Below are 26744 nucleotides of genomic sequence, written 5' to 3' on the forward strand. Positions count from 1 at the left end.
AGAATGCCAGGAGCGCAGGCATTACATAAAAGCCTGCTCATGATCGAGCGAGACCCAGCTGGGCGACAATGCTCTTGAGCTTGTAAATGATCGTGCCCGCCATGCCTGGATCCCATTCATGCCCGCATGAAAATCGACACTTTTTTATTCAACGACCGCCATCGAGCTATTACTCGAGCCATAATCATTGATATTCATGAAGCGAATCTTCTGACCCGCCGAGAGAGGCGTATCGAGAGAAACGTCTTGTTGTGAGAAAGGCGCAATCATATTGGCATCATGACTAAGAGATTCATCTCCAACCTCGGAAAAAATCTCGGTGACGGTGATATAAAAAGGCGTTGGATTGTCGATACGCACCCCTCCCGGGACCGCCTTCCAGGTCATCTGCCCAATCGCCTGGGTACGATTGGGCAGGCCTGCCGGACGATAGAACAGCTTCAAGCGCGAACGAATCGCCAGCTGCACGTAGTTGTCCTCAGCGCTGTCAGTAGGCGCGGGTGGGATGTCCAATACGTTCAGCCAATAGAGGGATTCCCGGTCCTGGGGCAGCTGGGCGCCCTGGAAGTGGACTCTCACCGTCTGCCCCCCATTCGCTTCCAGTCGCGCCACCGGCGGGGTGATCACGAAGGGAACGGAAATCTGCTCGGGGGTCAGTGCCGCATTGCCATCATCGATCCATACCTGCGCCAGGGCGGGACGATCGGCCTTGTTGCTCAGTTGCACGGTGATTTCCCGGGCATCACCGGAATAGATGAAGCGGGTGCCATTGATAACGATATTGTCCGCCAGCGATTGCTGGCAGAATAAAAAAAACGCAAATGAATAAAGCCATTTCACGGCCGTACCTCAAGAACAAATAACGACGAATGACCAGCGCATGAAAAATGGGCGCATCCTTGCGCCCATGGACGATGGCTTAGTTGTATTCGACTTGATAGGTCGCGTAGCTCTGGACGCCGCCAGCGGTGACCGCATCGGGCGTCTGGGTGACATAGCCAACGTAATAGGTGAACAGCGCCGAGGAGCCGTCGGTGGTATCAGCGGAGCTTTGTGCCTGCTCGCCGCCGGGAATGATACGGGTGGTGCTGTCCAGCGACGTAGCGGTGGAAAGCGCCAGCTGGATGTTCGCCCCGTCAGCGCCCAGCGAGTTGGCCAGATAGCCCGCGGCATCGCCCGAAGCCCCCTGCAGCAGATTGCCGCCGACCCAGCTGACGCTGAGGCTGCCATCATCGATGCTGTCTCCCGCCGCCGCGCAGTCGGAAACCCGAACGGTGAAGGGAGTCGCCTTGTAGAAAGCGCCCGCGGTGGAGACTTCGGCGATCGAGACCGGGGCCAGGTAGACGCTTGCGTCGCTGCCCTGGCCGTTGACCGAGATGGTGCAGGATACGTCGGTGACCTCTCCATAGAAGTCGACGCGACCGCCGCCAACATCGTTGGTGGCTGCCAGCGCGAGACCGGTCGAGGACAGCAGAGCTGCGGTCATCAACCCCATGGCGAATGTCTTGTTCATGGTGTTCTACCTTCCGGATCACTTCATTGGTGGTGAATACCTCCCCGCTCAGGGAGAGACATTTGCAGTACGTTCAAGCGAGGAGGCTTCACAGGTGTCTGGGGCATCATGGAGAGAGCGTCGCTGACCAGCGTTGAAGACGCCTCGGCCTGTCCTCTGACTCGAGCCAGGGCCAAAATAATGACGCAACGTCCCAAATACCAGACGAGGAGTTCAAAACCAGAATTTTCTTACATTCGGTTACGAGGAAGGCAAAGCGCCGCGAATGGGCGAATTCGGGGGGGTAAAAGCTGGAAAAAACACTTCCCGGCGCGGCCCGGGCGGGCAGCGCCAGTCACCATTGATGTCGATGCGCGGATCAGCCGGCGGCTCGCCAGCGGAGCAGTTCTTCTGCATCCATCGGATGGGCGATCAGATACCCTTGCATGATCAAATCGTCGCCCAGCTTGCTCAGCCAGTAACGGTCCTGCTCACGCTCGAGCCCCTCGGCGACCACTCTGAGTCGCGCCACCCGCGCCATCCTCAGCACCAGTTGGAGCAGCGCGCGGCGCGGCTCGCTATCGGCGATGCCATCGATGAAGCTGCCGATCAGCTTGAGCTCGACGGGCCCGAAGCGCAGCAGCTCTTCGACCGCGAAGCCATTGGCGCCGAAACCATCGATCGACAGAGAACAGCCCAGAGCGCGCAGCGGTGCGAGACGATTCAGCGTCGAAGCTCCGCCGGCGAGCAGCTCCTCTCCCTTGACCTCCCATACCAGCGCCTGCGCGGGCCAACGATGACGGGCGAGCGCGGCCTCGAGCCCAGCGAGGAAGCTGCGGCTGTCGGCAAGCTCGAGCGGCAAGTGGCAGGAGACTCTGAGCTTCGGCCACCGTGCACTGCGGCATTTAGCCATCGTTTCCAGCGTCTGATCGAGCAGGCCCAGGGTCAGCGGTTCGAGCAGCCCCTGGCGTGCGCAGGCGCCGAGGAAACTCACCGGGCGCAATACCTCGTTGCCCGAGCGCCGCCAGCGTGCCAGCGCCTCGACCCCGCAGACCCGGCCGCCGGCGTCCACCTGGGGCTGGAAGAACGGCACGAAATGGCCCTGCTCGATACCCAGGCGTATCTCCTCGATGAGAGGGTCGCCGTCGTAGGCGCTCGATGCAGCGCTCGCCAGCCGTTCCTCGATCAGCCGTTCGAGATGCAGGGTGAGCTCGACTACCCGGCGATAGCACGAAACCACGTCGACTCCCAGCGATGTCGCGTCGTCATCCTCCTCCAGCGCAAGCTCCAGTGCCGCGGCCTGATCCGCAAGGGGAGCGAAGCGAAGGCTTTCAGCCCCACCCTTGAGCCGATGAGCCAGTCGCTTGATCGTCGCCCGCTCGCCGCCATCGAAGGCATCGACCAGAGCGCTCAGATCCTCGCGGTTGGTATCGCGCATCGCATTGAGGAACTCACGCACGAACCCCTCGTTGCCACCGCCGAGCACCCGGAGCAGCTCCCCGTCCAGGCGCCCGGGCAGCGCAATGCCCTGTTCGGTGCCGAGATGGAGGGAGAGACAATCGGCGAGCGCATCGACGGACTGATGCTTGCCGATCACCGCGTCCACCTCCGATTCGAACCGTCTATCGAGCAGCGCTTCTCCGGCGCTGCGCACCACGATCAGCATTCGCGGCTTCGGTGCCCGCATCCGCTCGTAGCGCCGCAGCAGGCGAATCAGTTGGAAGCCATTGAACCGGGGCATGTTCAAGTCGGTGATCAACACATCGAACGCGTGCTCGCGCAGCAGGCTGCGCGCGGCATCGCCATCGGCAGCCTCGTACGCTTGCGCGCCCCAGCTTTCCAGACAGTGGCGCAGCAGCATGCGAGTGGCATCGTGGTCGTCGACCACCAGCACCCGTCGACCACTGAGATTGGGTCTGGCAGCGGTCGAGAGCTGCGGCTCCAGGCTCTCGACGACCGCATGCTCCAGCGCGATGCGCAGCAGGAAAGTACTGCCACTGCCGTGACGACTGGTCAGCGAAAGCTGTCCTCCCATCAGTTCGGCCAGGCTGCGACTGATGAACAGCCCCAACCCGGTACCGATCGTCTGGCCATCCACCAGCCGCGAGAAAGGTTGGAACAAACGCTCCTGGTCGGCTTCCCGGATACCGATGCCGGAGTCCTCGACGCAAAGCGAAATCAGCTGACGACGGCCGTCGCTGCTCAACGCCGCGTGCAGGCGCAGGGCTATCTCGCCACGCTCGGTGAACTTGAACGCATTGCTGAGCAGGTTGGCGACCACTTGTCGCAGCCTGCGTCGGTCGCCGCGCACCTCGAGACGCTCGGCATCCCCCATCTCGACGATGAAGCGCAGTCCCTTGGCTTCGATCTGGCCGGCGAACAGCTCGCTCAGCTCGTCCATCAGCTGGATCAGGTCGAAGTTCTCATAATGCAGCTGCAGCCGGCCGGCCACCGCGCTGGAGGCATCGAGCATGTCGTCGACCAGCCCGCACAGCTCCCGGGAAGTTGTCAGGGCGATCCCCCCCAGCTGGCTGGCGCGTCCATCCTCGAGCAGCGTTTGCTGCAGTTCCAGACTAGTGGTCACCGCGCTGAGCTGGGTACGCAGCTCATGGCCGAGATTCGCAAGCAGAGGGTCGCCCAAGCGCGCCGTTCGCCCCGGTGTCCACCTGCGTTCGGCGCTGAAGTCGAACGGGCGCCAGATCAGCTGGTAGAGCGGGCCGGCGTCATCCTCGCCGGCACGCAGCACCCAGCAAGGGCCGGGCATGAACCCACCGGAGAGCATCTCTTCGAGCATTCGCGGCTGCTGCGATTCGTCCTCGAACAGCTGCTCGATCATACTGATCACCCGCTGGGCATTTTCCGTGCCACCGAACAGCCGCGCCGCCCGTTCCGAGTCGGCGACCGGCAGGTACCGCGGGCGCTCACCCAATACATCGGTGGCATGGGCATTGGCCCAGGCCACAGCGTAATCGCGCCGAAAGACCAGTAGGGCGATCGGCAGGACTTCCCACCCTTCGAACAGAGCATCGCGCAAGGTTTGTCGCATCCCTTCATCTCCCCGCTGGCGCGAGCGCGTCCCGACCCAGCGCTACTTCTGAAGCAGTTTTTCGAGCTCGAGCAGGCTGGAGACGCCCAGCTTGGCAAGTAGCCGCTGCTTGTAGGTGCTGACGGTCTTCTCACTGAGGCACAGCTGCTCAGCGACGTCCTTGTTGCGTCGTCCTTGACGAAGCAGGGTATAGACCATCATTTCACGGTCGGTAAGGCGGGCCAGCGGCTCATCCGCGAGCTCCTCCTCGTTGGTCTCGAGATCGGCGGCGGATGCCTCGTCCATCGGCATTTCGGCGCTTCGCGGGCCTTCGCCCTCGAACGGTTGGACGACGATCGTATTCAACACCCGCAGCACCGCCCGCTCCAGGCCAAGCAGCGACTCGCGCTTGGAGAGAAAGCCCTGGGCGCCCATCTGGGCCACGCGCGGACCATAAACGTCCGCGCTCATCCCCGAGATCACCAGGATCGGCGTTCGATCGTCGCGATAGCGCAAGCGACGGATGAACTCCATCCCTCCGAGCCCCGGAATGTCGAGATCGAGCAGCACGAGATGGTAATGGTGCTCACGGCAAAGCCGCAGTCCTTCTCCGCCGTCCCCTGCTTCCTCGACCTCGAAGCCGAGCCCGGCGAGCACGCCGCGATAGCCCATCCGAATCGCGGGATGGTCATCGATCACCAGCACACGCTGGGGAAGTTTGCCTACGGCGTCGCGGGAGGCTGGTAGCGATTTCATGGTTGTTTTGGCTCCATCCAAGCACGCCAACACTCGATCACCGCCTGTCTATGGGCGCTGAACTCACTCACCGACACCATCGAATCGCGCTTTGCCAGCGCGTTGAGATGGCCGATATCCCGGTAGGCAAGATAGGCGTTTCTCAGCGCCCCGGCGTGTTCTATCGGCAGTTGACGAGATATCTCCAAGGTTTCGAGAATTCGCACGTTGTCACTGTAATCGAGCAGCGCCGGCACCTCGGCGCCCAGCGCCAGCACCGCGAACTGGTCGAGAAACTCGATGTCGACCAGGCCACCGGGATCGTGCTTGAGGTCGAAGCGCTCAGGGTCACGTCCGCCGCTGCCGAGGTGTTCGCGCATCTTGGCGCGCATCTTCACCACGTCCTCACGCAGCCGCTCCCGGTCGCGCGGCTTGCCGAGCACTTCGCGACGCAGTGATTCGAACCGCCGCTTCAGCAGTGTACTGCCAGCCACCGCCCTGGCTCGCACCAGCGCCTGGTGTTCCCAGGTCCAGGCATGGCGATGCTGGTACTCGGCGAAGGCCTCGAGTGAGGTGACCAGCAGTCCGGCGTTACCCGAGGGACGAAGCCGCATGTCGACATCGAACAGCATGCCGTTAGCGGTCACCGCGGTGAGCAGATGGATGATCCGCTGGCCGAGCCGGGTGAAGAACACCCCGTTGTCGATCGCCCGGGGGCCGCTGGTCGCGCCCTGGGGAGCGGCGTCGTGGATGAAGACCAGGTCAAGATCCGAGCCATAGCCGAGCTCGATCCCCCCCAGCTTGCCGTAGCCGACGATGATGAAACCGGCACGGCCCTCCTCGCGCGAGGACTCGCCCCCCTGAGGTTCTCCGTAGCGGGCCACCAGCCCCCGCCAGGCCATCGCCAACACGCGCTCGAGCACGACCTCGGCGATAAAGGTGAGATAGTCGCTGACGTTCATCAGCGTGCGCGCACCGGCAAGGTCGGACGCGGCGACCGAGAGCACCTGGGCATGCTTGAACACCCGAAGGGCTTCGAGCTGAGCCTCATCGTCGTCCTCGGGTATTCGCGCCAGGGTCTGGTCGAGCTCGGCGCGCAGGCGTTCGCGATCAGCGGGAGAATAGAGCATCGCCGGGGTGAGCAGCTCGTCGAGCAATACCGGGTGACGGGTGAGCTGCTCGGCGATCCAGGGGCTCGCCGCGCACAGCCGGACCAGATGGACCCGGGCTGCCCCGCTTTCGCGCAAAAGCGATAGATAGGCAGTGCGCCGCAGCACCGACTCGATCAGCCCAAGCACTCGTTCGAGCGCGATGTCCGGCGGCTGATCGAGATAGTGCCGGCGAAGACCCGGTGAGCGTTCCACCGGCTGTTCACCGCCATCGGGATGCTCGCCGGCGACCGCCTCCAGCAGCAGCGGCATCAAGGCGTCGAGACGTTCGAGGCCGATGCGCTGCATCCCCTTCACCGCCTTCGAGCGCCGCAGCGCATCGATCCGGGCGAGCACCCGGGAAGGGTCGGCGAAACCGCGGGAGACAAGCAGTGCCTCGCCCTCTTCGCGATCCAGCGACGCCTCCCACAGCGCCCGCCACTCGGCGATCGCCTGCTCGTCGCCGCTCGGCGCACTCTCCTGCGGCACGCTGATCACCGCCTCGAAATGGCCATGGACGCGACGACGCACCGCGACCAGCTCCGATTCGAGCTCGCCCCAGCCAGCGCGGCCCAGCGCAAACGCCACTCGCTCACGGTCGAGCGAGTTCGTCGGCAAGTCCTGGGTCTGACGATCCTCCAACGCCTGGAGCACGTGCTCCAGGTCGCGCAGCAGCAGATAATCCGCCTCCAGCTCCTCGACCACCCGGGCGGGAAGCAGCTCGAGTCGCGCCAGGCAGCCCAGGGCGCGGGCCAGCGACGGTGTCTGCAACTCGGTGTCGCGCCCGCCGCGGATCAGCTGGAAGACCTGGACCACGAACTCGACCTCGCGGATCCCTCCCGCGCCGAGCTTGATGTTGTCGGCGAGCCCGCGGCGGCGAACTTCTCGGTTGATCATCGCCTTCATCTCGCGCAGCGACTCGATCGCACCGAAATCGACGTAGCGCCGGTAGACGAAGGGCTTGAGCCTTTCGAGCAGCTCGCGACCGGCGTCTTTGTCCCCCGCCACCGGCCTCGCCTTGAGCAGCGCAAAGCGCTCCCACTCCCGCCCTTGGTCCTGGTAGTAGCGATCCAGCGCAGCGAAACTGCCGACCAGCGGCCCGCCGTCCCCGAGCGGGCGCAGCCGCATGTCGACTCGGAACACGAAACCTTCCGCGCTTGGCGCATCAAGCGCACGAATCAGCTTCTGGCCAAGCTTGGTGAAGTACTCGAGATGGGAAAGCGAGCGCCGCCCTCCGCTGGTTTCGCCTTCGCACGGATAGGCGAAGATCAGGTCGATATCGGAGGAGAGATTGAGTTCGCCTGCGCCGAACTTGCCCATCCCCAGCACCACCAGTCGCGAAGGGGTAGCGTCGGCAAGCGGTGCCGGGCGCCCCCAGCGTGGAGCGAAGTGAGCCTCGAGCCAGCCGAGCGCCGCCTCGAGCATCGCTTCAGCGAGCTCGCTCACCGCACGCGCGGTGTCCCAGGCGCTCTCCACCGCACTGGTGTCGCGGCAGAGATCCCGCCAGACGATGCCGACCATCCACTCGCGGCGCAGGCTGCGCAGCGCAGCGCCCAGCGCCTCCTCGTCGCCACAGCCTGCGCAGGCCTCGGCCAGCGTGGCGGCAAGCCGAGCCGGAGGCGGCGCCAGGCGCAGCTCATCACGCGCGGCGAGGCGCGCAAGCAGGGTCGAATCGCGCTCGAGCGCTTCGAAAACGAAACGGGACACCGCGACGACTCGGCGAAGTGCCAGTCCATCTATCCCCGCCACCGGCGAGGTCAGCACATCGAGACGTCTCTGGGTCGACTCCTCGAGACCGCCTGTCAACGCCTCACGGCACAATTGCGACGCATCGGCCACGTTCAGCCTCCGTACTCCATCGGAATGCAAGAATACGCACTGCGGTACCTTCCACCGCTATCCCTGCCAAAAACACTGCCCTCCATCCGAAACGAAGCGCATCTCTCATCCTTTCGTTCCAGCTCCAGTCTAACCAACTCATCGACCGAGTCTCGATTTCATTGCTTTTCTCCACTGCTTTCGGCGCAAAAGCCGCACATTCGGCGCGCCAACTCATCCTTTAGGCGACTACCCAACGCGTCATCGAAGCGATAGTTTCAAACAACCGTTTGAAACTGGCGCCTGAACCGGCGCCGCTCGACAGAGGGGAGGTATCGATGCCTGCCACACTAGAGATTCGCAAAGCCGCGGTGCTCGGCGCCGGCGTGATGGGCACACAGATCGCCGCGCAGCTGACCAACGCGGGCATCGAAACGTTGGTCTTCGACCTGCCGGCCGAAGGAGAGGACAGGCGCGCGATCGCGCGAAGTGCGATCGCGCGCCTGGCCAAGCTCTCACCCAGGCCGCTCGCCGAGCCAACGCTGGCCGATGCGATCACTCCAGCCGACTACGATGACGACATCGAGGCCCTGGCGGAATGCGACCTGGTGATCGAGGCGATCGCCGAGCGGCTCGAGCTCAAGCGCGCGCTTTTCGAGCGTATCGCACCGTATCTCAACGAGCGGGCGATGCTCGCCTCCAACACCTCGGGGCTCTCGATCGCGGCGATGGCCGCCACCCTGCCTGCCGGGCTGCGCGAGCGCTTTTGCGGCATGCATTTCTTCAATCCACCGCGCTACATGACCCTGGTCGAGCTGATTCCCTGCCTGGAAAGCGACTCAGCGCTGCTCGACCGGCTCGAGAGCTTTCTGGTCAGCACCCTCGGCAAAGGCGTGGTACGTGCCAAGGACACGCCCAACTTCATCGGCAATCGCATCGGCGTGTTCTCGATGCTCTCGATCGCCCACCACAGCCAGCGCTTGGGGCTCGGCTTCGACGAGGTGGATGCGCTCACGGGCCCGCCGCTGGGACGCCCTAGATCTGCGACCTATCGCACCCTGGATGTGGTCGGCCTCGACACCATTGCCCATGTGATTGCGACGATGCGTGACGGTCTGCCCGATGACCCTTGGCATCACCACTTCTTCACCCCTGCCTGGGCCGAGCGGCTGATCGAGCGAGGCGCACTGGGGCAAAAAAGCGGCGCCGGCTGCTATCGCAAGCGCGCAGGCCAAATAGAGGTGCTCGACCCGGACACGTTCGAATACGGCCCGGCCAGGGCAACCGTCGCCCCCGAGGTCGCAGCGCTGCTCGCGCTCAAGGACCTGGGCGAGCGGCTCGAAGCCTTGCGTGTGAACCCTCATCCCCAGGCCCAGCTGGTATGGAGCAGCCTGCGAGACCTGTTCCACTACTGCGCGGCGCGGTTGGGGGAGATCGCCGATCACGCCTTCGATCTCGACCTCGCCCTGCGCTGGGGCTACGGCTGGAAGCAAGGGCCGTTCGAGAGCTGGCAGGCGGCCGGCTGGAAACGCGTCGCCGGCTGGATCGAGGAGGAGATCGCGCAGGGCAAGACGATGAGCGATGCCCCGCTGCCTGCCTGGGTCACCGAGGTAGACGGCGTCTACCGCGCGGGCAGCGGCTATGCCCCCGCCACCGGCCGGTTCGCGCTTCGCGGCCAGCTTCCGGTCTATGCCCGCCAGCGGGCGCCGGAGCGGCTGCTCGACGATCCGCTCGCGCCGGGCGAGACGGTGTTCGAGAACGCAGGCCTGCGTGCCTGGCATGACGGCGACGGCGTCCTGGTGGCGAGCTTCACCACCAAGGGGCACGTGATCTCTGCGGACGTACTCGCCGGCGTACGCGAATCGGTGGCGATCGCCGAGCGCGATTTCGACGCGCTGGTGCTCTGGCACCCTGAAGCGCCCTTCTCCTACGGCGCCGATCTCAAAGGTGCGATGGCGATGCTCGCCGGTGGCGAGCGGGACGCCTTTTCGCTGCTGGTCGCCGAATTCCAACGCACCAGCCAGACCCTCAAGTACTCGATGGTGCCGGTGATCGCGGCCATCCAGGGCATGACGCTGGGCGGCGGCTGCGAGCTGCAGATGCACTCCGCGCGCACGGTGGCCGCGCTCGAAAGCTACGTCGGCCTGGTCGAGGCCGGAGTGGGCCTGCTGCCCGCCGGTGGAGGGCTCAAGGAGTTCGCGCTGCGCGCATCCAACGCCCAGGGCGAGGGGGGCGATCTGTTCACTGCGCTGGCACCACGTTTCGAGCGGGTGGCGCGCGCCCTGCCAGCGGGCTCCGCGCGCGAAGCCCAAGGCGCGGGGCTGCTGCGCGACGCGGACATCGTGGTGATGAACCCGTTCGAGCTGCTCCACGTCGCCCGCCACCAAGCCCGAGCGCTGTTCGAGGCGGGCTACCGCCCACCCTTGCCGGCGCGAACTATCCGCGTCGCCGGGCGCCCCGCCATCGCAAACTTCGATGCCCAGATCATCAACCTGCTCGAGGGTCGCTCGATCTCCGAGCACGACGCCGAGATCGCTCACCGGATCGCGGTCGTGCTCTGCGGCGGCGAGGTCGATGCCAATGAGCGGGTCGACGAAGCATGGCTGCTCGGCCTCGAGCGCGAGCACTTCGTCCAGCTTGCGATGAGCGAGAAGACCCAGGCCCGCATCCAGCACACCTTGAAGACCGGCAAACCGCTGCGCAACTGAGCGAAAGCGCCTGTGACCAGGCAACGAGAGAAGAGAACCGCCATGACCACATCGATCCAAGACGTCTACGTCGTCGCCGCCTGCCGCAGCCCAATCACCAAAGCGCCGCGCGGTGCCTTTCGCCATGTGCGCCCCGATGACCTGCTCGCCCACTGCCTGCGCGGGGCACTGGCCCAGGCGCCCAAGCTCGATCCGGCGAGGATCGATGACACCGTGATCGGCTGCGCGATGCCGGAGGGCTCGCAGGGGATGAACGTGGCACGCATCAGCGCGCTGCTGGCGGGGCTGCCGCAAAGCGTCGCCGGCCAGACCGTCAATCGCTTCTGCGCCTCGGGCCTGCAGGCGATCGCCACCGCCGCCGCGCGCATCCGCCTCGGAGAGGCGCAGCTGATGCTCGCCGGCGGGGTCGAGAGCATGTCCCAGGTGCCGATGATGGGCTACCGCCCGGCGTTCAATCCGCGGCTGTTCGAAGACGGCATGCAGGGTGACGAGGTCGGGATCGCCTTCGGCATGGGGCTCACCGCCGAGCGAGTGGCGCGCCGCTGGCAGGTGCCGCGCGAAGCGCAAGACGCCTTCGCGCTGGCCTCCCACCATAAGGCGTTGGCCGCGCAGGCCAGTGGCGAGCTGATGCGCTCGGCACTGCCGTTCGAGGTCACCGAGCGCCATCCCGATCCAGCCACCGGCGCGGTAGCGCTGCGTCAGCGCCTGATCGACGCCGATGAAGGCCCCCGCGCGGACACCAGTCTCGAGGCACTGGCGAAGCTGCGCCCCGCATTCTCCCGCGACGGCACGGTGACCGCGGGCAACTCTTCACAGACTTCCGACGGCGCCGCCGCACTGTTGCTCGCTTCAACCCAGGCGGTGCGTGAGTTCGATCTCATCCCGCTCGCCCGGTTCAGAGGCTTCGCCGTCGCAGGCGTGGCGCCCGAAGTGATGGGGATCGGCCCCGTGGCAGCGGTACCCAAGGCGCTGGACCAGGCCGGGATAGCGCTGGACCGGCTCGATTGGATCGAACTCAACGAGGCCTTCGCCGCCCAGGCGCTGGCGGTGATCCAGGAGCTCGCCCTCGACCCCGGCAAGGTCAACCCGCTGGGCGGTGCGATCGCGCTCGGCCATCCGCTCGGCGCCACCGGGGCGATCCGCACCGCGATGCTGCTCCACGGTCTGCGTGAGCGCGGCCAGAAGTACGGCATGGTGACGATGTGCATCGGCACCGGCATGGGCGCGGCCGGGATCTTCGAGGCCCTCTGAGCGCGCTCTTCATCCATCGTCTCTTTGATCATCCGGGAGCGTCACATGATCACTCTCATCGCCTTGGTCGCTTTCGTTGCCCTCGGCTGGGCACTGGTGTTCTTCGCCATCCCGCTGATCCAGTCGATCGGCGCCTGGGCCGCGCTCTGGGTCTTGCTGCTCGCATTCGGCGCCCTTGCGCCCTGGCTTGCAGTGCTCGGCCTGCTGGTACTGCTGGCGCTGGCCGCGTGCGCCATCCCGGCAGTGCGGATGCGATGGCTGAGCGCACCGGTGATGCGCTACATGAACGAGACGCTACCGCCGATGTCGGCCACCGAGCGCGAAGCGATCGAGGCTGGCGAGCCCTGGTGGGAGGCCGAGCTGTTCTCCGGTCGTCCCGACTGGCGCAGGCTGCTCGAGTTCGACTACACCGAGCTCAGCGAGCGGGAACGACGCTTCCTCGATGAAGAGGTAGAGACGGTCTGCGAGATGACCAACGACTGGCAGGCCGATTTCGAGCTCAAGGACCTGCCCGAGGAGGTGTGGCGCTACCTGCGCGACAACCGCTTCTTCGCCATGCTGATCGACGAAGCGCACGGCGGCCTCGGCTTCTCGGCCTACGCTCAGTCGGCGGTGGTGACCAAGCTCGCCACCCGATCGGTGTCGCTGGCGGTGACGGTGATGGTGCCCAACTCGCTCGGTCCGGGTGAACTGCTGCTCAAGTACGGCACCGAGGCACAGAAGGCGCAGTGGCTGCCAGGGCTGGTCTCGGGCCGCGAGATCCCCTGCTTCGGCCTCACCGGGCCCGAGGTCGGCTCGGATGCCACCGCACTGCCCGACACTGGGGTGGTCTGCCATGGCGACCATGAGGGAGAGCGGGTGCTCGGCCTGCGGCTCAACTTCTCCAAGCGCTGGATCACCCTGGCACCGGTGGCCACGGTGATCGGCCTCGCCTTCAGGATGAGCGACCCCGACGGGCTGATCGATCCAGACAAGCGCGACTACGGGATCAGCTGCGCGCTGATCCCCGCCAACACTCGCGGCGTCTCGATCGGCCGGCGCCACTATCCGAGCGGAGCCTTCATGAATGGGCCGATTCTCGGTCGCGATGTATTCGTCCCGCTCGACCATCTGATCGGCGGCGTGGCGATGGCTGGACAGGGCTGGCGGATGCTGGTCGAGTGCCTGTCCGCCGGACGCGGCATCTCGCTGCCGGCGCTGGCTACCGCCGCGGGCCAGGGCACCTATCGCTCGGTCGGCGCCTACGCCCGCATCCGTCGCCAGTTCCGCCTGCCGATCGGCCGCTTCGAGGGCGTCCAGGAGGCGCTGGCACGCATCGCCGGCAAGACCTACCTGCTCGAGGCGTCGCGCGCACTGACCGCTTCGGCGGTCGACCACCTCACCCCTTCGGTGGTGACCACCATCGCCAAGTACCACATGACCGAGCTGATGCGCCAGGTGATCAACGACGGCATGGACGTGATGAGCGGCCGCGCGGTGCAGCTCGGTCCGCGCAACCCGATCGGGCTGAGCTACAAGGTGGTACCGGTGGCGATCACCGTAGAGGGCGCCAACATCCTCACCCGCAGCCTGATGATCTTCGGCCAGGGGGCGATGCGCTGCCATCCGTTCCTGCTCAAGGAGATGCGCGCGGCAGCCGACCAGGACCTCGCCGGCTTCGACCGGCTGCTGAGCGCCCATATCGGCACCGCGCTCAACCGCGCCGCGCGCAGCTTCACTTTCGCGCTGTTCGGTGCAAATCTCGCCCGTTCACCGCTAAAGGGCCCCACAGCGCGTCATTTCCAGGCGATCGAACGGCTGTCGGCCTCGCTGTTCGTCGTCGCCGATCTCGCGATGGCAAGCCTCGGCGGCGAGCTCAAGCGGCGCGAGAAGCTCTCGGCGCGTCTTGGCGACGTACTCAGCCAGCTCTATCTCGCCACCGCTGCGCTCAAGCACTATCACGCCCGCCAGCGCGCAAGCGAGGTGGATGAAGACGAGCGACTGCATCTCGACTGGGCGGTTCAGCACTGCCTCCACGCGGCGGGAGAGGCGCTGGAAGGCTTCATCCGCAACCACCCCTCGCGCGCGCTCGCCGCGCTCCTGCGTCTGCTGGTCTTCCCGCGTGGCAACCCCTACCAGCCGCCCTCCGACCGGCTCGGCGGCAGGCTCGCCGCTCTGTCGATCGAGCGCAGCGAGTTCCGCGAGCGCCTCACCTGGCTGACCTTCCGCTCCAAGCGCGGGGACGATCCGGCCACCCAGCTCGAGCGCGCCTTCGCGCTGTGCCTGGAGATCGAACCGGCCTACGAGCGGTTGCTCAAGGCGGTAGCCAAGGGCGAAGTGGCGGGCGCTACGCTGATCGAGCAGCTGCGTGATGGGACCAGCAAACGGGTGATCAGCGAAGAAGAGGCGCGCAGGATCGAGGCGTTCGACGCCGAGCGCTTCGAAGCGCTGCTGACCGACGACTTCGACCCCGCCTACATCGCCGGCGACTACCAGAGCGAGAATCTCGGCCAGCAGCTCGCCAACACGCTGTCACGCCAGCGAGTCGATTGAGCGCCGACGGATCGGTTCATAGCGCGAGCCAGCCGCCACCGACGATCACCGCCCGTCCGCCGACCTCGATCCGTTCGATGCCCTCGGTGCCGCGCTCGACCCGGGCCTCGATCAGGCTGGGGCGTCCCATCTCGACGCCCTGCTCGATGCGGTAGCGGTAAGCGCCAGGCGCCGCCTCGCGGTGCGCGAGCCAGCCGGCGAGCGGCGCGGCGGCACTGCCGGTGGCGGGGTCCTCGGGGATGCCCGCGCGCGGGGCGAACATCCTCGCCCGAGCCCCGCCCTGCTGGCGGCAGAAGAGGTAAAGCGCCCCTTCCAGCCATGGCTCGAACAGACGATCGTGCGCTGCGACGTCCAATCGCGCCCGCGCCAGTGCCTCCGAAGCGCCCAGCTCGATCAGCCAGTAATCGAGCCCGCAGGAAGCGACCACCGGTGCCGCGATCACCTCGACCTCCGCCAGCCCGAGCAGCGCCGCGGCGGTCACGGCATCGAACGAGGCGGGATCGATACGCAGCGGCTGCGCGGTGGTCAACCAGGTACTTTGCGCCTCGAACCCGATCACCACATCGCCTATCCCTTCACGCAGCACCAGCCGATGGCCGGCGCCGAGGCGCTCGCTGGCGCGCAGCCAATGGGCGGTGCCGATGGTGGGGTGGCCGGCGAAGGGGATCTCCGAGCGCGGCGTGAATATCCGGATCGAAAATACCCCCGGCTCCGGCGCACCGGTGATGAACACCGTCTCGGACAGGTTCAGCTCATTGGCGATCCGCTGCATCACTGCGCCATCGAGCTCACCGGCATCACTGAACACCGCCAGCGGATTGCCGGCGAACGGCGTCTCGGTGAACACATCGAGCAGCGCGTAGTGGTACTTCATCGCATCCCTCCCTCGCTGGCTGAGTAGAGATCGGTTTTGACGATTGCCATCAGGTTGGCGGGGGCTTCCGGCACGCTGAATCCATGGCCGGCATACAGCCCATGGGCATCACGGGTCACCAGCATGAAGCGGCGCAGGGCCTGGAGCTGCGGATGGTGCCAAAAGCCCCGTTCATGTCCCTCGACTGGCGTTCCCAACTGTCGCGTCGAACTGGCGCGTTGGCGTGTAGGAACGCCGCTCGGGACGAACGCAGAGGAGTGAACCGTTCAACATCGATCAAAAACCGAGCAGTCGACCCGATACTCCGCGCGATGCCATTGGACATGCACCGGGCCGGAATTCGACAGGCTCACCGCCGACGCTCCAGCTCGTTCAAACTGCCGCGCTTGACCGGCGGGCACTCCCACCACTCAGGAATTTGCTGCATGCCGCCTGCACGCCAGAATGGCCGTCTCGCTTCGCGCAGCGCTTCACCATGGGTAATGCCGATATCACGCAGCTGCTCTCGGCTGAGCGCGGCGAGCTGAGCGCGGGTGGTCGAGCGCCGTAACCAGCGCCGCAGCAGCGCAATCAGTCGGACGCGCGGGGTCGAGGGTAGTTTCGTGGAGTGCAGGGGCGCATTCATGGCAGCCTCCGTGGACAGTGAGTCCGTGGACGGGAAGAGATGCGTCCAGCGTAGAGAGAAGGCTTCAATCAACACAGCGCCAAAAAAGTGCTTTTTTCACCATACAGATGCCCTCGCACGGCTTCTGTATGGTGAGTGAAAGCGGCATCTGTACCGTTACAAGCAGGGTTCGATGGATACAGAATGGTATCGACGTCGCCTGCACCATCGTCGCCCCCACACTCCGTCGAGATGCGCCAATGAATCGCTACGAACGCCTTGCCTGTGAACTGCGCAGCCGTATCGAAGAAGGCTACTACCAGGCCGGGGAACGGCTGCCCTCGGTCCGCGACCTGGTAGAGGCCCACCGGGTCAGCATCTCCACCGTCCAGCACGCCTACCAGCTGCTCGAATCCGGCGGGCTGATCGAGGCACGGCCGCGCTCCGGGCACTTCGTTCGCCCGCGCCGCGAACGCCCACCGCCGCCTTCGATCGGCCGCGCGATGCAGCGCCCGGTCGAAGTCTCGCAGTGGGATCAGGTGCGCGAAGGCACCTGCCTGCTGCCCAACTCGAAGACCTTCTACCTCGGTCGAGGCATGCCCGACATCGACGCCCCGACCCTGCGCCCGCTGCTGAGGGCATTGAGCCGCCACGCCCGGCGCCAGAGCCTGGTCACGCTCAACTACGACTCCCTGCAGGGACAACGCTCGCTACGCGAGCAGATCGCACGGCTGGCGCTCGGCGCGGAGAGCCACCTGCACCCGGACGACCTGGTGATCACCACCGGCTGCCACGAAGCGATCTCGATCGCGATGCGCGCAGTAGGTGAACCCGGCGCGATCATCGCGGTCGACTCGCCGAGCTTCTATGGCTCGCTGCAGGCGATCCGCTCCTACGGCATGAAGGTAATGGAGATACCGACCGACCCTTCGCGCGGCATCAGCCTCGACGCCTTGGAACTGGCGCTCGAGCAGTGGCCGATCCGGGCGATACAGGTCACCCCGAGCTGCAACAACCCACTCGGCTACGGCATGCCGCTGGAGCATAGGCGCGCGCTGTACGCCCTCGCCCAGCGCTTCGATGTGATGATCATCGAGGACGACGTCTACGGTGATCTCGAATATGCCTTTCCTCGCCAGCCGACGATCAAGTCGCTGGATACCGATGGCCGGGTGCTGCTGTGCGGTTCGTTTTCCAAGGCCCTGGCGCCGGGCCTGCGGATCGGCTGGATCGCCCCCGGACGACACTTCGAACGCGCAATGCACATGAAGTACGTTGGCACCGGCTCGACCGCGACCCACGCCCAGCTAGCGCTGGCCGATTTCATCGAGGAAGGCCACTACGACCCTCATCTGCGGCGGATGCGCGCGCAGTACCTGCGCAACCGCGACGCGATGCTCGATGCGGTCGCTGCCCATTTCCCCGCCTCCACCTACGCCACCCGTCCGCAGGGGGGCTTTTTGCTCTGGCTCGAGTGCGCCCCCGAGCTCGACAGCATCGCGCTGAACCAGCGCCTCACCGAGCAGAAAGTGCGCATCGCGCCGGGCCCGATGTTCTCCGCGGTGGGCAAGCACCGCAACTGCCTCCGGATCAACTACGCCACCTTCGACCCCCAGGTGGAAGCAGCCGTCGCCCGGGTAGGCGCGGAGGTCGCGCGGATGCTCGAGGAGGCGGGCCAAGCCCCCTTGGCCCAGCTCGCCGAAGACGCAGGAGCCGCCGAAGCCGCACGATGAGCGCAAGCCGCACGCGGCCCGGCGTCCGGTGGTCCAAAGGCGTCAGTGACTGATCATCCAAGGTCGGGCGGAGGGAAACAGCTTTTCGCCCCGCGCGGTATAGAACACCTTGGGCTTGTGCCTTGCGTGGTGACAGCACCCCTGTTCCCGCTCCGAGTGCTGGTTGCCGGAGCGCGGCTCATGCGCGGCCCGCTCGTTGCGCGCGACTGCCCGGCGCTTTTCCGGCGCCATCGCCAGCACGCTGGGGGCGACCAGGATCACTCGAGGCGACACCAGCCCACAGCCGGGGCAGGGATGACTCTCGCCCGAGGCGCTCACCGGCACCAGCGCGTGGAACAGGCCGTGGTCCACGCACTTGTAGTCATATAGCGGCATGGCGTTCTCCTCATTCGTCCTTGGCCAACGGCAGGTCCACGCCTGCCTGGACCATCGGCTCGGGACCATCGGCATTGGGTTTGACGTCGAATTCGAAGATGTCGGTGGGCAGCCACAGGGTGGCGCAGGCGTTGGGGATGTCCACGACCCCGCTGATGTGCCCCTGCACCGGCGCGCAGCCAAGCAGCGAATAGGCCTGCGCTCCGCTGTAGCCGAACTTCTTGAGGTACTCGATGGCGTTGAGCACCGCCTGGCGATAGGCCACGTGCACGTCCAGGTAGTGCTGCTTGCCCCCCTCGTCCACCGAGATGCCCTCGAAGATCAGATAGTCGTCGTACTTGGGCGTGATCGGGCTCGGCTTGAAGATCGGATTCTTGATCGCGTACTTGGCCATGCCATCCTTGATCAGGTTGACGCGCAGGTGGATCCAGCCGGCCATCTCGATGGCACCGCAGAAGGTGATCTCGCCATCGCCCTGGCTGAAGTGCAGATCGCCCACCGAGAGCCCCGCGCCCTTCACGTAGACCGGGAAGTAGATCTTGGCCCCCCGCGACAGATCCTTGATATCGCAGTTGCCGCCGTGCTCGCGTGGCGGCACGGTGCGCGCGCCCTCGGCAGCGGCGCGCGCCTTGGCTTCACCGCTGAGCTTGCCCATGTGCGCGGTATCGGCGTAGGGCAAGGTGGCAAGCGCGGGCACCCGCTCGGGCTCGCTGTCGTAGAGCGCCTTCTCGCGCACGTTCCACTCCTCGAGCATCGCCTGGGAGGGCAGGCAACCGATCAGCCCCGGATGGATCATCCCGGCGAACTCGACCCCGGGAATATGCCGGGACTTGGTGAACATGCCGTTGAACTCCCAGATCGACTTCTGCGCCTCGGGGAAGTGCTCGGTGAGAAAGCCGCCACCGTTTCGTTTGGAGAAGAAGCCGTTGAAGCCCCACTGGCTCTCCTCGAAGGTACCGATGTCGAGGATGTCCACCACCAGCAGGTCGCCGGGCTCTGCGCCCTCCACTCCCACCGGGCCGGAGAGGAAGTGCACCTGGGTGAGATCCACGTCGCGCACATCGGCGGCGCTGTCGTCGTCGTGGATCTGGCCGCCGGTCCAGTCGTGGCACTCGACGATGAAATCGTCGCCGGGCTTGACCATCGCCGCCATCGGAATGTCCGGGTGCCAGCGGTTGTGGACCTGCTCGTTTTCGTAGGGCGAGCTGCTCAGATCGATCTTGATGATGGTATCGGCCATGGTCTGGGTTCCTTGGGCTGCGTTGATCCGATGGAAAGCGGCGTGGTCGAGCCACCGGCACGACGGCAGCGCCTTCCCGCCCATCCCACTATCGACAAACGCAGACGACGCCACTATTGGTGAAAGCACCACCGAGACTACGTCATTCGACGTATTGCCCGGCATCGGTGGAACGCCCTCCAAGGTATGCATCACGGCTCGATTCATCCGGCATCCCCGTACATGCGATACACTGGCCAAAAGTGCATTCCGTCGGGAGCCATTCACATGCTGCTGGATGAACTGCATCGACAACGAGATACCATCGAAGCGCTCGCACGCCGCTATGGTGCACGTCGGATTCGGGTGTTCGGCTCGGTGGCCCGGGGGGAAGAAGGTCCCGATAGCGATGTGGACTTTCTGGTCGAGTTCGAGCCTGGTTACGACCTGTTCACTCAGCGGCTACCCTTGGCCGAACGCCTGGAAGAGATCACCGGGCATCGGGTCGATTTGATTCCCGAGCATGAGTTGAATCGGCACCTGCGCAGCCGGGTCCTGTCGGAGGCCAGAGAGATATGAGCCAAGGCAGGACCAAGGACTGGTCGCTTTATGCCCGACATATTCTGGACACCATTGGCAAACTGGAGCGAATACGCGCACGTGGCGATATTCGGCGGGACGAAGTGCTATTCGACGCCGCCTTGCGCAATCTCCAGACATCGTCCGAGGCGACACAGCGGCTTCCCGACGATATCAAAACGCAATACCCCGACATTCCCTGGCGGCAAATCAGCGGCTTTCGCAACATTCTGGTTCACAATTATCTAGGGGACATCGACCCCCAGACCGTTCAGTCGGTCATCGAGGATCATTTTTCCGCCGCTGGAAGTGGCCATCTCCAACATGCTCGGAGACAGCGGTGAGCCGGACGTGCGCTGACCATGCCAGGATCAATCGTCTGGCGGACCCTGAGGCTGCACGGGCTAGAACAGGAAGCGCGAGAGCCGTTCAGCGAGCAGCGTTCGCCGGCGGGTTGCCGGCGCTGCTCCGCCAGCCGGTCATTGATGAATGGCATGGCCCGCTCCTTGTCTGGTTTCAGCCGCCGGCGGTCCGCTCCTTGCCCTCGACCGGCAGCTCGCCCACCGGACACTGCGCCACGCCGATGGTGCTGCGGGTGATCGCTTCGACGTTCTCCTGGGCCGTCTGCGCATCCATTACCCAGGTGCGGTAGAACTCGAAGGGGCAGTCAGCGATGCCCTTGTCGCCGTCGCCGGAGGCGTGCACCCCGGTGTAGCCGCGATGCAGCAGCTTGAACAGGTGGTTCTGGGACTGGTCATTGGCGCGGGCGTCACGGATCTGGCTGATGGAGAGCTGAGCGTACTGGATGCCCATCTCCTCCTCGCCGCATTCGCCCAGGGTACGGCCATCGAAGCCGATGATCGCCGAGTGGCCGAAGTAGGAGTAGACGCCGTCGAAGCCGGCGGCATTGGCCACCGCCACGTAGCAGTTGTTGGCCCAGGCCATGGTCTTGGCCATCAGCACCTGCTGCTCCTTGGACGGATACATGTAGCCCTGGCAGCGCACGATCAGTTCGGCCCCTTTCATCGCACAGTCGCGCCAAATCTCCGGGTAGTTGCCATCGTCGCAAATGATCAGGCTGATCTTCATGCCCTTCGGCCCGTCGCTGACGTACGTGGTATCGCCGGGATACCAGCCCTCGATGGGGCACCAGGGAATGCACTTGCGATACTTCTGCCGTACCTGCCCGTGGTTGTCGATCAGCACCAGCGTGTTGTAGGGCGCCTTGCGCGGGTGCTCCTCGTGACGCTCGCCGGTGAGCGAGAACACGCCCCAGGTATTCGCCTCCCGGCAGGCGGCGGCGAAGATGGCGGTCTCATCGCCCGGCACGGTGGCGGCGGTGGCCATCATCTCGTCTTGGTCGTACATGATGCCCATGGTGCTGTATTCCGGGAACACCACCAGATCCATACCCGGCAGGCCAATCTTCATGCCTTTGATCATCTCGGCGATGTCGCGGGCATTGGCCATCACTTCGTCGCGGGTATGCAGGCGCGGCATCTTGTAGTTGACCACCGCAACGCCCACGGTGTCGTCGCTGCTGGAAATATCTCCATGACGCATCAGCTGTTCCTCTTTGTTTTTGGTCTGCTTTGGGTTGTAAAAACCGCCTCGAACGCAATGGTCAAACCGACAAGTAGCTGGCGATCTTCTCCTGGTTGGCGCTCTTGCCCTCCTCCTCGTGGATGATCTTGCCCTTCTCGATCACCGCCAGGCGGTCGGCGATCGCCATGGTGAAACTGAGCACCTGCTCCGATACCACGATGGAGATCTTCTTCAGCCGGCGTATCTCGTTGAGGGTGTGGGCGATGTCTTTGATGATGGAGGGCTGGATGCCCTCGGTCGGCTCGTCCAGCAGCAGCACTTTGGGCTCAGAGACCAGCGCCCTGGCAATGGCCAGCTGCTGCTGCTGTCCTCCGGAGAGATTGCCCCCCTTGCGGCCTCGCATGTCGCGCAGCACCGGAAAGAGCTCGAAGATCTCATCCGGCACCTTCCTGGACTTGATCGTCTCCAGTCCCGACTCGATGTTCTCCATCACGGTCAAACTGGGGAAGATCATTCGCCCCTGCGGGACATAGGCCAGGCCCGCCGCCACCCGCTCATGGCTGGGCAGCTTGCTCAGCTCACGGCCGTCGAGCACGATGCTGCCCGAACTGGCCGGGAGGATGCCGATCAGCGACTTGAACAGCGTGGTCTTGCCCATGCCGTTGCGGCCCATGATCGCCAGGGTTTCATCCTCGGCGGTGGAGAAGTCGATGCCATGAATGACCTCGCTCTGGCCGTAGCTCACTCGTAGATCCTTCACTTCCAGCATCGCGGTACCCTCTCAATGACCCAGATAGACGTCGATGACGCGCCGGTCCTGCTGCAGCGCCTCCATCGACCCCTCGGCGAGGATTTTCCCCTGGTGCAGCACGGTCACCTTGCCGCCCAGAGATTTCACGAACGCCATGTCATGCTCGATCACCACCACCGAGCGGCCCTTGGCGATGGTCTTGAGCAGCTCCGCCGTCTCCAAGCGCTCGCTCAGACTCATCCCGGCCACCGGCTCGTCGAGCAGCAAGAGCTCTGGGTCCTGGATCAGCAGCATGCCGATCTCGAGCCACTGCTTCTGGCCATGGCTCAGCAGTCCAGCCTCCTGCTCCAGCTTGTCGTCGAGCTGGATCTCCCGCGCCACCTGGCGAATTCGCTCAACGACCTCCTCGTCGCACTTGAAGGCCAAGGCACCGAATACGCCACGCCCCCGTGGGTAGGAGGCTTCGAGGTTGTCGAACACCGTCAGCCCTTCGTAGATGGAGGGGTTCTGGAACTTGCGACCCACGCCCTCCCAGACGATGCGGTGCTCGCTCATGCGAGTGAGTTCCTTGCCCTTGAACTTGATCGACCCCTCGGTAGCCCGGGTCTTGCCGCAGATCAGGTCCAAAAGCGTGGTCTTGCCCGCGCCGTTGGGGCCGATCACCACTCGCAGCTCATTTTTGTCCATATAGAAGGACAGGCCCGCGATCGCCTTGAAGCCGTCGAAGGAGACGGTGAGATCCTCGATGGCAAGCAGAAAATCGGTGTTCGAGCTCATCGCCGTCCCTCCGTGGCGCTGTCCTGCGGCAGAGAGGACGAGGGCGGCGCGGCAGTGGGCGGCGGTGGCGCGCGGCGCGAACCCTTGAGCCGTGAGAGTGCCCGCTTGCCGTGGCGCTGGTAGACGCTGGCAAGCCCATAGGGCAGCACCAGCACCACCAGGATGAACACCGTGCCGATCATCACTTGCCACAGCTGGGGATAGGCTTCGGCGAACAGGGTCTTGGCGTAGCTGACCAGCAGCGCGCCGTAGACCCCGCCGAGCAGCGACAGGCGACCACCCACGGCGGCGAAGATGACGAACTCGATAGAGGGCACGATGCCGACGAAGGAGGGCGACATGAAGCCGACCTGGAGGGTGAACATCGCCCCCCCGATCCCCGACATGAACGCCGCCAGGCAGAAAATGAAGATCTTGAAATCGGCCACGTCGTAGCCGGAGAAACGCACCCGGTCCTCGCGGTCGCGCAGCGCGGTGAGAATGCGCCCGTACTTGCCGTTGAGCACCCAGCGCCCAAGCAGCACGCAGCCGATCAGAAGCACTGCGTTGAGGTAATAGAACAGGTACTGGGCGGATTCGTCGCGAATGTCCCACCCCTTGAGCGTACGCAGGTCGGTGATGCCGTTGATGCCGCCGGTATAGCCCTGCTGGCCGACGATCAGGATGGTCAGCACCACCGCCAGCGCCTGGGTGATGATGGCGAAGTAGACGCCGCTGACCCGGCGCTTGAACATCGCATAGCCGATCACGAAGGCGAATGCGGCCGGCAGTACCAGCACCGCGACCAGGGTGAAGGCCAGGCTTTGGAACGGCACCCAGAACCACGGCAGCTCGGTGATCCGGTTCCAGTCCATGAAGTCGGGAATCCCCGGCGTGGTCTGGATGCGGGTGCTCTCGGGATCGGAGGCCTCGAGCTTGAGGAACATCGCCATGGCGTAGCCACCGACGCCGAAGAAGATCCCCTGGCCGAGGCTCAGGATGCCGCCGTAGCCCCAGCACAGCACCAGCCCGACGGCGACGAAGGCATAGGTCAGGTAGCGCCCGGCCAGGTTCAGCCGGTAGAGATCCAGCAGTGCCGGCATCGCGACCAGCAGCACCGCCGCCAGGATCAGGATGCCGACAGGGCCGCCGTGGCGGCCGCGGAGAAAACCTGGAAGCTTGATCATCGTATGCGTGCTCCTTTAGCGCCGGACCTTGCTGGCCACCAGCCCTTCCGGGCGAAGCAGCAGGATGAAGATCACCGTCAGCAGGGTGAGCACCTTGGCCATCGATCCACCCATGAAGAACTCCATCACCGATTGGGCCTGGGCGATGGAGAAGGCCGAGGCGATGGTGCCGATCAGGCTGCCCGCGCCGCCGAAGACCACCACCAGGAAGGTGTCGACGATGTAGAGCGATCCACTCGTCGGCCCGGTGGAGGAGATGGTGGTGAATGCCGCCCCAGCGATACCGGCGATGCCGCAGCCGATCGCGAAGGTCATGCGGTCGACCCGCTTGGTATTGATCCCCACCGCGCCGCTCATCTCGCGGTTGGCGGTGGTGCATCGCACCCTCAGCCCCCAGCGCGAGCGATAGAGGAACCACCACACCGCGACGGTGACCAGCACGGTGAGCAGCATGATCGCCAGGCCGTTCAGCGGGATGTCGATGATCATCGTCGGGCGATAGGAGCCGCGCAGCCAGTCGGGTACCGGCACGCTCACTTCACGGGCACCGAACGCCGAGCGAAAGCCCTGCTGCATGATCAGCGCCAGCCCCCAGGTGGCCAGCAAGGTATCCAGCGGCCGGTGATAGAGATGACGGATCAACAGCCACTCGATCAGATAACCGGCCACGAAGGCGGCGAGGAACGCCACTGGAATGGCCAGCAGCACGGAGATATCCGTGCCCGCCGGCAAATGGCGCAGGGCGCCGGAGAGCAGGTAGGAGGCATAGGCACCGATCACCATGAACTCGCCATGGGCCATGTTGATGACCCGCATCTGGCCATAGATGATCGCCAGCCCCAGTGCCATCAGCAGCAGTACGCTGAAGAAGCTCAATCCAGCGAAGCCTTGCATGACGAAGATGGCGGTTAGATCTTGCGCGCTGAATCCACCCATGGTGGCTTCCCCCTGTAGCAGGCAGCGTTACGCGGAAACGTCTCGGTGGGCCGCGACGACGCGGGGGTCGCCGCGGGCAGGGGCGCGACTTACTGATAGCCTTCCGGGAAAGGATTGGGCTCGATCGGTTCGGACTCCCAGACCACCGTCGCCTGGCCATCATTGTTCCAGCGCCCGATCCGGGTCTGGCTCCACAGGTGACGATTCGGGTGCACCTTGACGTAGCCTTCGGGCGCAGTGGTCAACTCGATGTCGGCCATGGCGGCGGAGACCGCCTCGACATCGAAGCTGCCGGCCTTCTCCACCCCGGCCTTCCAAAGCCAAGGGCCGAGATAGGCGGCCTGGGTCACGTCGCCGATCACGCTATCCTCGCCCCAGCGCTGCTTGAAGGCTTCGACGAAGGCGGCGTTGTTGTCGTTGTCGAGGCTCTGGAAGTACTTCATCGAGGAGTAGAAGCCTTCGACGTTCTCACCGCCGATACCCAGCACCTCGTCCTCGGTGACCGAGATGGTCAAAAGCGTCTGGTTCTCGGCGTTGATCCCGGCGGCATTGAGCTGGCGGAACCACGCCACGTTGCTGCCGCCGACCACGGCGGCGAAGATCACGTCGGGATTGCGCAGCCGGATGCGGTTGATGTTGGAGCCGAAGGAGGTATGGCCGAGGGGTGCGTAGTCCTCGCCCAGCACCTCGCCGCCGAGCACGTCCTCGATGTGGATGCGCGCGATCTTCATCGAGGTGCGCGGCCAGATGTAGTCCGAGCCGATCAGGTAGAAGGTGCGAGCGCCCTGCTCGTTCCACGCCCAGTCGATGCCGGCGAGGATCTGCTGGGTGGCTTCCTGGCCGGTGTAGATGACGTTGGGCGATTGTTCGAGCCCTTCATAGAAGGTCGGGTAGTAGAGCAATCCGTTCTCACGCTCCACCACCGGTAGCATCGCCTTGCGCGAGGCGGAGGTCCAAGCGCCGAAGATCGCCGCCACCTTGTCCTGGGTCAGAAGCTTGCGGGTACGGTCGGCGAAGGTTGGCCAGTCGCTGGCGCCATCCTCGATGATCGGCTCGATCTGGCGACCCAGCACCCCGCCCTGGGCGTTGATCTGCTCGATCGCCAGCCGCTCCGCCTCCACCGAGCCGGTCTCGCTGATCGCCATGGTGCCGGTCAGGGAGTGCAGGATACCGACCCGCACCGTATCGTCGGTGACCGCAAGGCCGGTGGTATTGATCTCTTCCGTAGGTGGGTTGGCGAGAGCGAAGGTGGACAGCGCCAGCGCCACCGGCAGTGCCATCAGTCCCATCGTCAGGCTGCGCCACGGCGTCGGCGAACATGGGTATTGGATTGTTTTCATGGTTGTCCCCTGGTCAGCGTCTTCGATGGGAATCACTCTGAGTCCCTCGGCTAGCCAGTATGGGAACCGCGCCCTGATCGGCCCATGCGGGAAATACTCCAGGCCACTACGTCATTTGACGCATACCGCACCGCGC

The 26744-nt window shown here is 65.0% G+C and carries 22 protein-coding genes; 6 read left to right on the plus strand and 16 right to left on the minus strand.

Annotated features, from left to right (window positions below; genetic code table 11):
* Positions 1-144: 144 nt before the first annotated feature.
* The 5 genes from A5892_RS18030 to glnE form a co-directional block, all read right to left on the minus strand.
* A complete protein-coding gene (locus A5892_RS18030) occupies positions 145-840 on the minus strand; it encodes a fimbrial biogenesis chaperone (RefSeq protein ID WP_064123966.1) in 696 nt (231 codons plus the stop codon).
* Between the two features lie 79 nt (positions 841-919).
* Positions 920-1513, minus strand: coding sequence for a fimbrial protein (locus A5892_RS18035; RefSeq protein WP_064123967.1), 594 nt, complete (start codon positions 1511-1513; stop codon positions 920-922).
* 358 nt (positions 1514-1871) lie between these two features.
* Entirely contained in the window at positions 1872-4538 is a 2667-nt protein-coding gene (locus A5892_RS18040) for an EAL domain-containing protein (RefSeq protein ID WP_064123968.1), read from the minus strand.
* 42 nt (positions 4539-4580) lie between these two features.
* Positions 4581-5273, minus strand: coding sequence for a response regulator transcription factor (locus tag A5892_RS18045; RefSeq protein ID WP_064123969.1), 693 nt, complete (start codon positions 5271-5273; stop codon positions 4581-4583).
* The gene (glnE, locus tag A5892_RS18050) at positions 5270-8239 is read right to left on the minus strand and encodes a bifunctional [glutamate--ammonia ligase]-adenylyl-L-tyrosine phosphorylase/[glutamate--ammonia-ligase] adenylyltransferase (protein WP_223302727.1); all 2970 of its coding nucleotides are present in this window, start codon (positions 8237-8239) and stop codon (positions 5270-5272) included. Before glnE ends, A5892_RS18045 begins: the two co-directional genes overlap by 4 nt.
* A 317-nt stretch (positions 8240-8556) precedes the next feature.
* Here glnE and A5892_RS18055 point away from each other — a divergent pair, with 317 nt between their 5' ends.
* From A5892_RS18055 to A5892_RS18065, 3 genes are read left to right on the plus strand one after another with little or no spacing between them, the layout of a single operon-like run.
* The gene (locus tag A5892_RS18055; protein ID WP_064123970.1) at positions 8557-10926 is read left to right on the plus strand and encodes a 3-hydroxyacyl-CoA dehydrogenase/enoyl-CoA hydratase family protein; all 2370 of its coding nucleotides are present in this window, start codon (positions 8557-8559) and stop codon (positions 10924-10926) included.
* Positions 10927-10968: 42 nt separating this feature from the next.
* Complete coding sequence (locus A5892_RS18060; protein WP_064123971.1) at positions 10969-12177, plus strand: acetyl-CoA C-acyltransferase; 1209 nt, start codon at positions 10969-10971, stop codon at positions 12175-12177.
* Positions 12178-12222: 45 nt separating this feature from the next.
* Positions 12223-14709, plus strand: a complete 2487-nt coding sequence (locus A5892_RS18065) for an acyl-CoA dehydrogenase (RefSeq protein WP_064123972.1) — start codon at positions 12223-12225, stop codon at positions 14707-14709.
* A gap of 16 nt (positions 14710-14725) precedes the next feature.
* Here the strand turns inward: A5892_RS18065 and A5892_RS18070 are convergent, their stop codons facing one another.
* The 3 genes from A5892_RS18070 to A5892_RS18080 form a co-directional block, all read right to left on the minus strand.
* A complete protein-coding gene (locus A5892_RS18070; protein ID WP_064123973.1) occupies positions 14726-15583 on the minus strand; it encodes a PhzF family phenazine biosynthesis protein in 858 nt (285 codons plus the stop codon).
* A complete protein-coding gene (locus A5892_RS20845; RefSeq protein WP_064123974.1) occupies positions 15580-15780 on the minus strand; it encodes a hypothetical protein in 201 nt (66 codons plus the stop codon). Before A5892_RS20845 ends, A5892_RS18070 begins: the two co-directional genes overlap by 4 nt.
* Before the next feature lie 152 nt (positions 15781-15932).
* Positions 15933-16208: a DUF1127 domain-containing protein gene (locus A5892_RS18080; protein ID WP_064123975.1), complete on the minus strand. Its 276-nt coding sequence runs from the start codon at positions 16206-16208 to the stop codon at positions 15933-15935.
* A gap of 239 nt (positions 16209-16447) precedes the next feature.
* Between A5892_RS18080 and A5892_RS18085 the strand changes: the two genes are divergently transcribed.
* Positions 16448-17920 (plus strand): aminotransferase-like domain-containing protein, encoded by a 1473-nt coding sequence (locus A5892_RS18085; protein WP_064123976.1) that lies wholly within the window; start codon positions 16448-16450, stop codon positions 17918-17920.
* A gap of 42 nt (positions 17921-17962) precedes the next feature.
* Here the strand turns inward: A5892_RS18085 and A5892_RS18090 are convergent, their stop codons facing one another.
* Positions 17963-18295, minus strand: a complete 333-nt coding sequence (locus A5892_RS18090; protein WP_064123977.1) for a zinc ribbon domain-containing protein — start codon at positions 18293-18295, stop codon at positions 17963-17965.
* A gap of 10 nt (positions 18296-18305) precedes the next feature.
* Entirely contained in the window at positions 18306-19535 is a 1230-nt protein-coding gene (gene fmdA / locus A5892_RS18095) for a formamidase (protein ID WP_064124607.1), read from the minus strand.
* Between the two features lie 267 nt (positions 19536-19802).
* Between fmdA and A5892_RS18100 the strand changes: the two genes are divergently transcribed.
* Both A5892_RS18100 and A5892_RS18105 read left to right on the plus strand, forming a co-directional pair.
* The gene (locus A5892_RS18100; protein ID WP_064123978.1) at positions 19803-20093 is read left to right on the plus strand and encodes a nucleotidyltransferase family protein; all 291 of its coding nucleotides are present in this window, start codon (positions 19803-19805) and stop codon (positions 20091-20093) included.
* The gene (locus tag A5892_RS18105) at positions 20090-20437 is read left to right on the plus strand and encodes a HepT-like ribonuclease domain-containing protein (protein WP_064123979.1); all 348 of its coding nucleotides are present in this window, start codon (positions 20090-20092) and stop codon (positions 20435-20437) included. Before A5892_RS18100 ends, A5892_RS18105 begins: the two co-directional genes overlap by 4 nt.
* A gap of 172 nt (positions 20438-20609) precedes the next feature.
* Here A5892_RS18105 and A5892_RS18110 read toward each other — a convergent pair whose 3' ends face one another.
* From A5892_RS18110 to urtA, 6 genes are all read right to left on the minus strand, one after another.
* Positions 20610-21656 carry an aliphatic amidase gene (locus A5892_RS18110; protein WP_064123980.1) on the minus strand — a complete coding sequence of 349 codons (1047 nt, stop codon included), beginning with the start codon at positions 21654-21656 and terminating at the stop codon, positions 20610-20612.
* 61 nt (positions 21657-21717) lie between these two features.
* Positions 21718-22407 (minus strand): urea ABC transporter ATP-binding subunit UrtE, encoded by a 690-nt coding sequence (gene urtE, locus A5892_RS18115; protein WP_064123981.1) that lies wholly within the window; start codon positions 22405-22407, stop codon positions 21718-21720.
* A gap of 12 nt (positions 22408-22419) precedes the next feature.
* Entirely contained in the window at positions 22420-23166 is a 747-nt protein-coding gene (gene urtD, locus A5892_RS18120; RefSeq protein ID WP_064123982.1) for an urea ABC transporter ATP-binding protein UrtD, read from the minus strand.
* A complete protein-coding gene (urtC, locus tag A5892_RS18125; RefSeq protein WP_064123983.1) occupies positions 23163-24332 on the minus strand; it encodes an urea ABC transporter permease subunit UrtC in 1170 nt (389 codons plus the stop codon). Before urtC ends, urtD begins: the two co-directional genes overlap by 4 nt.
* A 15-nt stretch (positions 24333-24347) precedes the next feature.
* Positions 24348-25268, minus strand: a complete 921-nt coding sequence (urtB, locus tag A5892_RS18130; RefSeq protein WP_064123984.1) for an urea ABC transporter permease subunit UrtB — start codon at positions 25266-25268, stop codon at positions 24348-24350.
* 89 nt (positions 25269-25357) lie between these two features.
* Positions 25358-26608: an urea ABC transporter substrate-binding protein gene (gene urtA / locus A5892_RS18135; protein WP_082890551.1), complete on the minus strand. Its 1251-nt coding sequence runs from the start codon at positions 26606-26608 to the stop codon at positions 25358-25360.
* Positions 26609-26744: the final 136 nt, after the last annotated feature.

The organism is Halotalea alkalilenta (assembly GCF_001648175.1).
Classification (GTDB): Bacteria; Pseudomonadota; Gammaproteobacteria; order Pseudomonadales; family Halomonadaceae; genus Halotalea; species Halotalea alkalilenta_A.